The organism is Bradyrhizobium ottawaense, assembly GCF_900099825.1.
In the GTDB taxonomy this organism is placed as follows: domain Bacteria; phylum Pseudomonadota; class Alphaproteobacteria; order Rhizobiales; family Xanthobacteraceae; genus Bradyrhizobium; species Bradyrhizobium ottawaense_A.
The window spans coordinates 6,470,655-6,483,335 of the sequence record NZ_LT629693.1 but is presented as its reverse complement, the minus strand read 5'-3'; the positions used below and the strand labels follow the sequence as shown (position 1 = coordinate 6,483,335).

Annotated in this window: 6 protein-coding genes and 1 pseudogene; 5 read left to right on the top strand and 2 right to left on the bottom strand. The window is 59.8% G+C overall.

What is annotated here, in order from left to right; genetic code table 11:
* Nucleotides 1–61 precede the first annotated feature (61 nt).
* The 3 genes from asnB (at nt 62) to BLR13_RS30335 (ending at nt 4,458) form a co-directional block, all read left to right on the top strand.
* Nucleotides 62–2,002 carry an asparagine synthase (glutamine-hydrolyzing) gene (gene asnB / locus BLR13_RS30345; RefSeq protein WP_074816118.1) on the top strand — a complete coding sequence of 647 codons (1,941 nt, stop codon included), beginning with the start codon at nt 62–64 and terminating at the stop codon, nt 2,000–2,002.
* A gap of 364 nt (nt 2,003–2,366) precedes the next feature.
* Nucleotides 2,367–3,554 (top strand): class I SAM-dependent methyltransferase, encoded by a 1,188-nt coding sequence (locus tag BLR13_RS30340; RefSeq protein WP_074816126.1) that lies wholly within the window; start codon nt 2,367–2,369, stop codon nt 3,552–3,554.
* Between the two features lie 58 nt (nt 3,555–3,612).
* The gene (locus BLR13_RS30335; protein ID WP_244524968.1) at nt 3,613–4,458 is read left to right on the top strand and encodes an NAD-dependent epimerase/dehydratase family protein; all 846 of its coding nucleotides are present in this window, start codon (nt 3,613–3,615) and stop codon (nt 4,456–4,458) included.
* 46 nt (nt 4,459–4,504) lie between these two features.
* On the opposite strand, the gene BLR13_RS30330 is transcribed toward BLR13_RS30335, so the two are convergent.
* The gene (locus BLR13_RS30330; protein ID WP_074816135.1) at nt 4,505–5,632 is read right to left on the bottom strand and encodes an acyltransferase family protein; all 1,128 of its coding nucleotides are present in this window, start codon (nt 5,630–5,632) and stop codon (nt 4,505–4,507) included.
* A gap of 611 nt (nt 5,633–6,243) precedes the next feature.
* On the opposite strand from BLR13_RS30330, the pseudogene BLR13_RS30325 reads away from it, so the two are divergent.
* Nucleotides 6,244–7,023, top strand: a pseudogene (locus tag BLR13_RS30325) (CoA transferase); the annotation flags it as partial.
* An 887-nt stretch (nt 7,024–7,910) separates the two neighbouring features.
* Here the strand turns inward: BLR13_RS30325 and BLR13_RS42320 are convergent.
* Entirely contained in the window at nt 7,911–10,979 is a 3,069-nt protein-coding gene (locus tag BLR13_RS42320; RefSeq protein WP_171944920.1) for a M10 family metallopeptidase C-terminal domain-containing protein, read from the bottom strand.
* A gap of 381 nt (nt 10,980–11,360) precedes the next feature.
* Here BLR13_RS42320 and BLR13_RS30315 point away from each other — a divergent pair, with 381 nt between their 5' ends.
* Nucleotides 11,361–12,554 carry a CaiB/BaiF CoA transferase family protein gene (locus tag BLR13_RS30315; protein WP_074816145.1) on the top strand — a complete coding sequence of 398 codons (1,194 nt, stop codon included), beginning with the start codon at nt 11,361–11,363 and terminating at the stop codon, nt 12,552–12,554.
* The last annotated feature ends 127 nt before the right edge of the window (nt 12,555–12,681 follow it).

Here is a 12,681-nt window from a genome sequence, read left to right as displayed (position 1 = left end):
CGGCCGTAGTATGTTGGGAAGATCCTGCCGCAGGGTGCGGTTCACGAATGCGGTCTCATAGATGTGCGGAATTGTCGGAATTTTCGGAAAACAGGATCGCGTGGCGATCAACGCAATGGTCGCGTCGATCGGCCATCGCGGACCAGACGACGAGGGCACCTATTTCGAAGACCGCGTGAGTCTCGGCCACACCCGTCTCTCGATCATCGACCTATCCGCGAATGGCCATCAACCGATGCAAAATCGCGCCGGCACAATCGCAATCGTGTTCAACGGCGAGATCTACAACTATCTCGAGGAGCGGCAGATGCTCGTCGCGGCGGGCTGGCCATTTCGCTCAACCTCAGACACCGAAGTATTACTTGCCCTGTATGAACGCGAGGGCGATGCCTTCCTCTCTCGCCTTCGTGGCATCTTTTCATTCGCAATCTATGACAGCCGCCGCGGGCCCGGTCGCGAAAGGCTGCTACTTGCGCGCGATCAGTTTGGCATCAAGCCGTTGATGTACGCCGAAACGCCGCGCGGTCTTGTATTTGCGTCGGAGCTGAAGGCCATTCTGGCAAGCGGCTACGTCGCACGCAGCATCGATCGCGAGGCTTTGCGCACGTTGCTCACCTTCGGTTCTGTGTCGCAACCGCGGACGCTGATCGACGGCGTCCGTCATTTGCCGTCGGCCCAAAAGTTGGTCGTTGATGAAGACGGCCATCACATTACACCCTATTGGTCGTTCGGAACGGATCGCGTCGCCGGGCTGCGCAAAAGTCCCTATCCGGTGATCAAGCAGCAGGTGCGCGATGCCGTCGTGCATTCCGTCGAACTGCAAATGGTCGCCGACGTCAAGGTCGGTGCTTTCCTGAGCGGCGGAGTGGATTCGTCGCTGATCGTGGCGCTGATGGCGCGGTACAGTGGCTCGCAGATCGAAACCTGTTCGGTCGGGTTCGAAAGCGGCGCCAACGCCGACGACGAAACCGAGGATGCGGCCGAAATCGCGACGTTGCTTAAGACCAGGCACAAGCGTGTCGTGGTCGGCGAGAGCGAGGTCAGCGATCATCTGCTGCGGTTCGTCGCCGGGCTTGATCAGCCCTCGGTGGACGGCATGAATAGTTACTTCGTGTCCCACGCCACTGCGCAAACCGTCAAAGTTGCGCTGTCCGGAACGGGCGGTGACGAACTGTTTGCGGGTTATCCGTGGTTCGCCGGCATGATTCCGGAATTCGACGCGCACGTCCGCCGCGCCGATACCGGCATCTTGGCGCGTCTCAGAGCGATGTTCGGATCGACGGCATCGCTTCCAGCCCATACGGACGACAGCTACACAGCGGAGTTTCTCGAAAGCTACGGCCGCCTGTATCATTGCTTCGGCCCGCCCGCGGCGGCCGAATTGCTATCCCTCGCAACGCCCCGGGCGATGGCGTCGGATCTGCTGGCATTCGACCAGCTGCCGCAAGCCGATGTGCTGGACCGCGTCGGCGCGCTGTGTCTGAACGGATATACGCGCAACCAGTTGCTGCGCGACATCGACGCCACATCGATGACAAACTCGCTAGAAGTCCGCGTGCCGTTTCTCGACGTAGAAATCGCGGACATCGCGTTTTCGCTGCCCCGCGATAGCAAGATCGCCCCCAGCCACACGCCGCTGGCGATTGGCGCGAGCTACAACGAAAGCGGCGTGAAGCGCGTGCTGATCGACGTGGCGCGCGAATTTCTGCCGGCCGACTTCTTTTCACGGCGGGGCAAGCGCGGCTTCAGCCTGCCGTTCGGCGACTGGATGAGGGGGCCACTGCGGGGCATCCTCGAGGACACGCTCTCTGATGACGTGGTGCGCCGCCGCGGGCTGTTTGATCCCGCGGTAGTCGAGAAGATCAAACTCCAGTTTCTTGACGGGCATCGCGCCTGGAACGGACCATGGCTTTTGATGGTGGTAGAACTGTGGATGCGCGAGGTGTTCGATCAGACGGGCCCATATCGCCTGCCGGACGTCGCCCATACAGTCGCCGCCTGATCAACATGCTGCCGCGCCCCGGACGACATGACAGCAACCAAATTGACATGCCATTTTCGCAAATGTAATCAGACGTTTACGCCCGACTAGATTGCAACAGCGCTTTTCCGCTGACAACACCAGGCCGGCCAAAAAAAGTTTTTGACAATGGGCTGTGACCTTGCAATGGGAACAGCTACCAAGGGATCCCGCCGCGAGTGATCCGGATCGAAACACGTGCCTTCGGAAGGGCTGGCGAGGTTTCTGCCCGGTCGGGCGCAATGGGAACCTGATTTCTGAAGAGCAATAATCCGGTGTCTTTCGGCATATCGGATTCCTGTTTCACGACTCTCACACAATCAGTCTTCAACAAAGGCAGTGCGCGATGGCAAGCAATACCCGCAAGATGTCTGCCTTCATACGCCGCGCCGAGGGCGCGATCCTGCGTCGCATGATCAAGCTCGCCAGGCGCGTTGCCGGCCCCGCCATCCAGCGCATCCTCATCGAAGAGCGCCAGACGCCGCAGCAGCTCGCCGGGTCACCGGTCGTGCGATCAGGCGACAGCGAGACCCTGCAACGTATCGCGAAGGTGCTTGTCGCTAACAGCGGCAACGGAAAGCCGGACATGAGCACTGAGGCGGTGTCGCTCGAACTCGCGCGACTGATCGCGCCGAAGTTGGCCGCGATGCCTGGCAATCCGGGGCACGGCATTTTCTATCCGCACGGCCTGCATCTGCTGCCGAAGCATTTCTATCTGCCCATTCCCGATGACGGCGACCAGCTCGACACGTTCTGGACTACGCCCAGCAAGATGGTCGGTGTCGAGATGAACAGCGCCTCGCAGCTAATGCTGATCAAGGACGTCCTTCCGCGCCACCTGGCCGAATTCCGCAAACGGTTCCCCATCACCGAGGCCAAGGCAAAGGGAGAGTTCTATCTGCTCAATGGCAGCTACATGGCGGTCGACGCGCATGTCTATTATTCGCTCATCCGGGAAATTAAACCGAAGCGGATCGTGGAGATTGGTACCGGCTATTCCACCATCCTTGCCTGCCAAGCAGGACGGCTGAACAAGGAGCAATACGGCCGCTCTCCCGTCATCACGGCCATCGATCCCTACCCCTGGGAAGTCTTCAAGGACGGTCTCGCGGGGCTCAACGAGGTCGTTCCCAAGAAGGTGCAGGATGTGCCACTGGACGTCTTCACCTCGCTGGAGGCAGGCGACATCCTGTTCATCGACTCCACGCACGCCCTTCGCTCAGGCAGCGACGTGCAGTATGAGTTCCTCGAAATTCTGCCGCGCCTGGCCCCGGGCGTGCTCGTCCACGTCCACGATGTGAGTCTGCCGCTGCCTTATCCTAAGGTGTATTACGACACTCAGACCTACTGGAACGAACAGTATTTACTGCAGGCATTTCTCGCGCACAACTCGCGCTTCGAGGTGGTATGGGCCGGCAACTACATGTTGATCAATCATCCCGACGTAGTGCTCGAAACATTCCCCGAGTTTAGGCTGATGAAGGACAAGTGGACGTCGTCTGAGCCGACGGCGTTTTGGATACGATCGAAATAGGCCGCGCAGCCCGCCGTATCCAACAAACGTTTTCGGCTTGATGGCAGGCGAGCTATTCATGGCGAAAAGTCTGGTGATTGGTGCTTCCGGCCTGGTAGGCGGCTATATTTTGCAGCACCTTATCGATCGCGGCGAGACGCCGTTCGCGCTGTCGCGGTCTTCGCGTACGAATTCGGGGTCCGTCGAATGGTTCGAGGGCAACCTGCTGGATCCGGCCGCGATCGACATTCCGCCATTCACGACGTTGTACTGTACCGCGCTGGCCGAACAGCTGGTGCTCGCGCTCCCGCGGCTGATCAATCCGGCATTGAAGCGAATCGTCGTCATTACCTCCACTAGCATCGTGACAAAAATCGATTCGGAGATACCAGCCGAGCGCGAACTTTTGCGTCGTTATGCAGACAGCGAACGGCGCCTGGCCGACATCTGCGAGCAATCCGGCATCGAATGGACGATTCTGCGTCCGACGGTCATCTACGCCGAAGGCCACGACGCCAACATCACGCGCATCGCTGGGTTGATCAAAAAGTGGGGCTTCATTCCGCTGGCTGGATCCGGAAAAGGTCTGCGGCAGCCCGTTCATGCAGAAGATGTGGCCATAGGCGCGGTCGACGCGGCGGCAAGCGCGACCGCCGCCAACCGTATCTACGCGATTCCTGGCGGCGAAACGATCTCCTACCGCGAAATGGTCGGCCGCATTTTCGACGGCATGCGGCGGCCGCGCCGCATCATTTCAATCGCGCCGGTGATCTGGAGAGTGGGCTTTTTCATTCTCAATCGTTGGCTTCCCAACGCCAACTCTGCCATGGGAACGCGGATGTCGAACGATATGGTGTTCGATTCGGCCCCGGCTAGGAACGAGTTCGGATGGGATCCCCGTCCGTTCCGTCCGCGTTTTGACTGACATCTTGTAATCATTTGCGCCGAAGCATGGATGCGTCGGAACGGGATCAGGGCATTGCGCTCCCTGCCGGCGACGACATCGCGGGAGCGCCTGTGGACGGATCAGCAGTCAGATCAACTGACTTGTGATTTCGGAAGTACGGTCGCTCGGCGACAAGGTACGACACCCAGCTGATCGCAATCGCGGCGACGAAACCAAGACCTCCCATCGTGACGGAATTCATCACGATGCCCAGGCGGGGGATGTAAAACTGCCACCAGCCCGCGAACAGAAACGCAATAGCGACCGAATGCAGCAGATAGAACGAATACGAGATCGTGCCGAGCCACGCTAGCGGCGGGAAGCTCAGGGCAGTCGCAAGCGCGCAGTGTCCCGAGACCGCCTTGCAGAGGATAATCGCGCCCAGACCTGCGAACATCCAGACAAACTGCCCGGTTGAAATATAGGCCATAGTCAGGAGGGCAACGATGATCCCGTAAAGAAGTGCCACCACCAGATCCGGAAACTGCGCCGCCAGCATGTCAATGCTCGCCCGCGGCAGCCGCCCGATAATGGCGCCGGCGAATAAAAAAAGGAAAAATTCGGTGTAGTATCCCTCCAAGCTTGGAAGGTAAGCGACCGAAACTCCCGCCAAAACGATCGCGGACAGCACAGGAATTCTGGCCCAGGCCGCGCCCATCACGATCAGCGGGAAAGACAGATAAAATACCATCTCATAAAACAACGACCATGTGACGTTGTTGAAAACAATTCCCACGACGCCGGACGATGGCGAGCCATTCAGGAAAACCAAGTTCAAAGCGATGTCCCGCCAGCCGGGTACCGGGATGCGAAGATAAATTCCGGCAATAATGCATGTGATGAGTGCAAGCAGGAAACCAGGATAGATGCGTTTCATCCGATTGCCGACGAAGGACAGGTATTGAAAATCCTCTCGCATAACGATGCGAGAGATAAGGAAGCCGCTTAGCATGAAGAAAATATGGACGCCGTGGTGCGACCGAAAAAGCCAGTACAACACCTTGTCGAAAAGCTCGGGCCAATCCTTCAGGGCGACGATGTTGGGGTTACCGCCCCGAAAGGTCGCCATGTACGACCCGCAATAATGCACGAGGTAGGTCAGAATGACGGCCACACCACGCAGGCCGTCCAGGCTTCTATTTCGTCCCGTCATGACCAGGCGATACAGGCATGATCAAGGATCCGCACTTTTGCGCGGAACGGGGCGACGGCGGACCGCGGGTCTGCGCCCCGCGGGTTGAAAGAACTCTGATTCATATCTTCCCCGATTCCGCCACGAAAGCTGTCTCGCTATCTGAAAGCCCGTACCCGTGAAAGAGCAATGAGGGGGCGACGCGAGAGCAGAAAACGTGGCGATTACAGTCGACTGATGCATAGCGGAACGCGAAGGGGCGTGACAAGATATGGCTTGCGCGGAAAGTGGATTTGCTGATCGTCTCCCGGAGGCTTTAAACGACCTCGCCCGCGCGCCCGTTCCACTCGAGCACCCGCAAGCCAGGAAAACAAACCTTTAAAGAGGTCGTTAACCGGCTCATAATTAGGCCGCACCAAAGTTTTGAGCACTGGGACAGTATCGCGCTTCTCGGCTGGCGCGACCATGGCGACGGCGTCATATGGATGATCGTCTAGCGTGATCGGTTATAAGGAATTATCGCCTTGGGGCTTAAGTTTGCGGCCCGTAATAATATTGCGTTGCTGTCATAGGATGAGAACCATTACACCTACCGTCGCCCTCGGAGGGCCCATCAATCGCATCGATGTTACGGCCCGCGCCAGGGCTCGGACTTTCAGAGTTTGCACCGCAACAAACGGGCGATGACGCTCAATCTCAAGGATCTCAAAGGCCTCAAGGTGTTCAACCGCCTCGCCGATCAGGCCGACGTCCTAGTCGAGAACTTCCGTCGCCGACGTCAAAGCCAAGCTCGGATCGAACACGAGAGCCTGCGCCATATCAACCCTAAGATCGTCTATGGCAGCATCTCCTGCTTCGGCCAGGAGGCCCTACCCTAAGCGGCCGGGCTTCGATCAGACCGCCCCAAGGCATGGGCGGGCTGATGTCGATTACTGGTGAACCGGACCGTGCGACGATGCGGGTCGGCGTCCCCGTCGCTCACCTCTCGGCTGGGCCATTCTGCGCCATTGGCATCCTGACGGCTCTGCGGGAGCGGGTCTCCGGCGAGCGACAGTAGGTACAGACCCTGCTTTTGCAGGCGCATATCTTCATGCTCGACTTCCAGGCCACGCGTTGGCTGATGGACAATGAAGTTGCCAAGCACGCCGGCAACAATCCTGGCGTCTTCAAGACCTCGGATGGGTACATCACCGTCGCGACGACCGGCGGGCGCATCTGAGAGCGGTGCGCCCAGGCGATCGGCGCCCGCCGGGTCGAGGAATGGCGATGCCCGACATCCACCTGGTCTCGCGGCCTTTCACGCTCTCGCACTGCGAGCAAGATGGGGGCGTCCCCCGGAATTCGATGAACAAACCGGTGAAGTGTTGGCCGAGTTTGGATTCCTGTCGGAGGAGATTGCCGAATTGAATTAAGCAAGGTGGTGTGAAACACACCAAGTCAGATTGTCGCGTACTTCTCGGAATCACAACCGTCGCTCGGACTAGCTTCGTTCCTGTCGGTGATGATGCAATTCTAAAATATGATCACATATGTCCGTCGCCCCAATGGCGTTCCCGTCAAGGATGTGAGGTCCGGCTGGACACACGTTTCCGATCTAACCCTACGGTTTCTGTGGTTGGAGAGTGGAGACCATGAGGTCTGTTGGATGCGACGTCTCGGCAAAAATCCTGCTTCAATTGATTCCGAACGATCGTGGTACACCCGGGTGCTTCAGTGACCAGCTTCTGCTCCCCAGAAAGCAGAAAGACGGGCAAATGGGCGTGATTATCCGTGCAGCAGCCGCGGGTTGAGCATTGCTGAAATGATCGCCACACCTTTCATGTCCGTACAGGACCCAGAAAGGGCTAGCCGAGCACGCGCAGCCTTCTCCGTCCGTTTCCCTTTCCCTCTAGCCTTTAACGCAGCATAGGCACGAAGCTGGCGCCGCGGAGTCCTGCTCTAGCAGTGCGAACGTCTGGACTGAGATGCGCCAGCATATTGGGCGCAGCTTCGCCCGTTCGCGGCAGCATCCAGCGAATCAATGCGCGACATGCGTGCAATGTCGCGCTCGTCTTCCGTCAAACGTTATGTTGCGGTATCGCTGCAACGAGGGCAATCAACGCTCGCGACGTTTCGGCTGACGCGCACGGCAATCGATGACCCCCGCAACGGCTCCGGCCGGGTGTGATGACCGACACCTGCTCGTGCAGCCTTGTGAGGTGGCTTTCGCCGTGGCGAGTGCGGCAGCCTCCGCTTTCATACAGGACGTCCACGATTGCGAGTCCGCCGGAAACACGGAAGTGGTCATCAGCTGTTTGATTCAATGGAAGAAAAAACCACCCGTGTGCAGGTCGGCAACATGCGTTCCGTGATCGAACGCACCTGGTGGATCGTATGCCCCCAACGGAGAAAGGGCCGGGCTAGCTCCGGCCAACTCATGCAGCGCGGATACATCCGGCAGTTGATGATCGTTCGAGCTGAACAACTCCGGGAGGTTCGATCGGAATGCAAATGATTGGAGCCCCATCAGATGGCTCGCTACCGCAGGAACACCGATCACGCCGTCGCCATTGAGGTCCTGATGGAAGCTGGTTTCGAGCTCTTCTAGAGCCGCGTTGCTGCCTGCGACGATCCCGGTCGGGGAGGAAACAAAGTTGCCGTTGCTGTCGGCGTTCCAGACCATGTATTGATCGGAACCGATCACCTTCCAGGCAATTTCGTATCCGCTTGCTGTCGGCTCCGTCCCGATCGGCGTCCACGCGCCAGCCTGGGTCGAGGCCACCAAAGGTGCCCCGCTGGACTTGATCGATGGACCCGTACCGCCGCCCAATGGATCGAGGAAATAGTTGCTGCCCACCAGGTCCAGCTTGGTCAGGCCGGCGGATTCGATGACGACCGGCGCAGGTATGCCGATCACGCCGTCGCCATTGAGGTCTTGATGGAAGCTGGTTTCGAGCTCTTCTAGAGCCGCGTTGCTGCCTGCGACGATCCCGGTCGGGGAGGAAACAAAGTTGCCGTTGCTGTCGGCGTTCCAGACCATGTATTGATCGGAACCGATCACCTTCCAGGCAATTTCGTATCCGCTTGCTGTCGGCTCCGTCCCGATCGGCGTCCACGCGCCAGCTTGGGTCGAGGCCACGAAAGGTGCCCCGCTGGACTTGATCGATGGACCCGTACCGCCGCCCAATGGATCGAGGAAATAGTTGCTGCCCACCAGGTCCAGCTTGGTCAGGCCGGCGGATTCGATGACGACCGGCGCAGGCATGCCGATCACGCCGTCGCCATTGAGGTCCTGATGGAAGCTGGTTTCGAGCTCTTCTAGAGCCGCGTTGCTGCCTGCGACGATCCCGGTCGGGGAGGAAACAAAGTTGCCGTTGCTGTCGGCGTTCCAGACCATGTATTGATCGGAACCGATCACCTTCCAGGCAATTTCGTATCCGCTTGCTGTCGGCTCCGTCCCGATCGGCGTCCACGCGCCAGCTTGGGTCGAGGCCACGAAAGGTGCCCCGCTGGACTTGATCGATGGACCCGTACCGCCGCCCAATGGATCGAGGAAATAGTTGCTGCCCACCAGGTCCAGCTTGGTCAGGCCGGCGGATTCGATGACGACCGGCGCAGGCATGCCGATCACGCCGTCGCCATTGAGGTCCTGATGGAAGCTGGTTTCGAGCTCTTCTAGAGCCGCGTTGCTGCCTGCGACGATCCCGGTCGGGGAGGAAACAAAGTTGCCGTTGCTGTCGGCGTTCCAGACCATGTATTGATCGGAACCGATCACCTTCCAGGCAATTTCGTATCCGCTTGCTGTCGGCTCCGTCCCGATCGGCGTCCACGCGCCAGCCTGGGCCGAGGCCACGAAAGGTGCCCCGTTGGACTTGATGGACGGTCCAGCGCCGCCCGCGGTGGGGTTGAGAAAATAGTTGTTGCCCTCTCGCACCAGGGTGATGGCTCCACTGGACTCGATCACGACTGGGGTTGAATAAGCACCGATGAAGTCGCCCAGGCTGAGCGTGACATTGCCAGTCAGATCGATCCCGAAATCGGCAATCCGGTCGCCGTTGGTATCACCTTGGACAACGGTAACGCCCAGCGTGCTGTTGTAGGAATAGTCGAGCTCTCCGGCGCTGCCGTCAAAGGCAGAACTTCCGATGAACCGGAACGGGTCATAACCGCTGGTGCTGGCGATCGCGTCAATACCGCTGAGATCGATATGGTCGGTGCCGGATACAAAGTCGGTGATCCGGTCGTGCTGGCCGGCGACCGTCGAGCTATCCCCGGTCGCGAACACGAACGTGTCGGCGCCGCCGCCACCCGTCATGATATCGACGCCCGGACCGCCGATCAGCCGGTCATTTCCTGCGCCGCCGATCAACGTATCGTTGCCGGCGCCGCCAATCAGCGTGCAGCCATTGTCGTTGGCGATCAGGGTGTCGTTGCCGCTGCCGCCGATCGCGGTTTCGATATTGGTGTTCAGCGCGATGCCGATATTGTTGACCAGCCCGCCTACTGACGAGAATGCGCCGGCGTGCAGATCGATGGTTTGCGCCGCCGAATAGCCGGAACAATCCAGCGTGTCGTTGCCGCCGCTGTCGTAGATCGTGAGGGCCGGCGCGCGGGTGTAGGCGCTGAAATCGAACACGGCCCCCGCATTGCTGTGGAAGCCGTAAACCGTGTCGCCGGTCCGGGTCGTCGTGTCGGCGCCATAGATCTGGCCGACGGCGTAGATGTCGGCCATTTGCGGCGACACCACGTAGCGGTAGGTACTTCCGGAATAATTGTTTTCCGAGAAGTACGACATGATCGAATATTGCCAGGTATCGTCGGCATAGAGCGCATTGGTGGAATACACCGCGCTGCCGTTGTAGGGCCCCTGATGACCAAGACCGAGCGCATGCCCGATTTCGTGGATGTAGGTCTGGTAGCCGTAGCTGTCGATGCCGGTTTTGCCGTCCATCGCGCCGCCGTCATTGGCGATCCAGTCGGAGCTGATATCGACGTTCGCCGAAGCCATCGCACCGTTGCCGTACCAGCTCGCATTGGTGACCGCTTGCATGGTGCCGGCATCGCTGAAGGTGATGTTCGCACTACCGGCGGTCTGCACGAAGGTGACGTTGGCGACGTCGTGCCACGCCTGCAGCGCCGACTGCGCCAGGAACTGCTCGGCGGCGTTCAATCCGCTGATATTGTAGGTGACGGTGCTGGAGGCCCAGTGATGGGCAATGGCGCTGTTGTATTGCCAGAAGCCGTTGATCAAATAATCCGCAAGCGTGGCGATCGTCGCGAGAGACTTGGCGGAACCCGCGCTGACGCTGACGGAGCCGGCATCGGCGAGCGCGAACGGTTCGCCATCGTCGAAGATGAGTCCGTCGTTCGCGGCGGCCGGCGCGGGCATGGCTGCGCCATTCCCATAGTCGAAGGACGGGGCGGCACTGGCAACATCGGAAAGCGAAGTGTTCTTCTTCATCTGGTCGGCCGCGGTTGGTGTCGCACATCCACTCGCAAGCCTAGAATCACCGCATTAAGGCTTGTTTACTAGCCTTTCTTGCTTCTTCACTATTACGGCGAAAGCAAGAGTCGCCCCACAGCTCCATGCCCGTAGTATTTCGGGGTCGCGTTCGATGCCAACGCCTGGGCAAGCCAGGATAGCACGCCGGCCGCCTCCCCCTCGCTCCGGCGGCCGACCGAGGCGGCAGTTGGAATTCCCGGCCAAATTGTCTAAGTCAGATGGCGGCTGCCCTTATCCCGCGAAATCCCAGAAAAAGAAGGTTTCTCAATGCCTTTCCCCCGCGCCTCGCAGGCCCTTACCCGCTTCACCGTGCTCGACCTCACCCGCGTTCGTTCCGGGCCGACCTGCGTGCGGCAACTGGCGGACTGGGGGGCCAATGTCATCAAGGTCGATGCGCTGCTGGAGGACGCGGCCGGGGAACAACCGGGTGGCCCGCGCCAGGGCTCGGACTTCCAGAATTTGCACCGCAACAAACGGGCGATGACGCTGAATCTCAAGGACCCCAAGGGCCTCGAAGTGTTTAAGCGCCTCGCCGAGCAGGCCGACGTCGTGGTCGAGAACTTCCGCCCCGACGTCAAGGCCAAGCTCGGTATTGACTATGAGAGCCTGCGCCAGATCAACCCTCGCATCGTCTATGGCAGCATCTCCGGCTTCGGACAGGACGGCCCCTATCATAAGCGGCCGGGCTTCGATCAGATCGCCCAGGGCATGGGCGGGCTGATGTCGGTCACCGGTGCGCCGGGCGAAGGCCCGATGCGGGTCGGCATCCCCGTCGCCGACCTCACCGCCGGACTGTTCTGTGCTATCGGCATCCTCACCGCACTGCTGGAACGCGACGTCTCCGGCCAGGGCCAGTGGGTGCAGACCTCGCTGCTGCAGGCCCAGATCTTCATGCTCGACTTCCAGGCCTCGCGCTGGCTGATGGAAAAGGAAGTCGCCAAGCAGGCCGGCAACAACCACCCGACCAGCATTCCGACCGGCGTGTTCAGGACCTCCGACGGCTACATCAATATTGCCACCACCGGCGGGCGGATCTGGGAACGTTGCGCGCAGGCGATCGGCGCGCCCGAACTCGTTACCCATCCCGATTACGCCACCGCGCCGTTACGCTCGAAAAACCGCGATGCGCTCAATGCCGTCATCGACAAGCTCACTCAGAAGAAACCCACGGAAACCTGGGTCAACGAACTCAACGCCGCCGGCGTGCCTTGCGGCCCGATCTATTCGATCGACCAGATGTTCGACGATGCCCAGGTCAAGCATCTCGGCATCGCGCAGCACGTCCCCAATGACGAGAACCGGCAGATCCAGCTGGTCGCCCAGCCGGTGACGCTGTCGCGCACGCCGAGTTCGATGGCGGCGCGTCCGCCGGAATTCGGCGAACAGACCGAGGAAGTGCTTGCCGAGTTCGGCTTTGGCAAGGACGAAATCGCGGAACTGCGCCAGCGCAAAGTGGTGTGATCCCGCGTTTTTCAACGTTTCCCGACCGCCCGATTGCAGGGCGAGCAACGCATTTGCAGAGACCAAACCCGGAATCCCGGAATTCCGAGTTCGATGCTTCCCGCCTTCCCACAATGACAGTTCAACA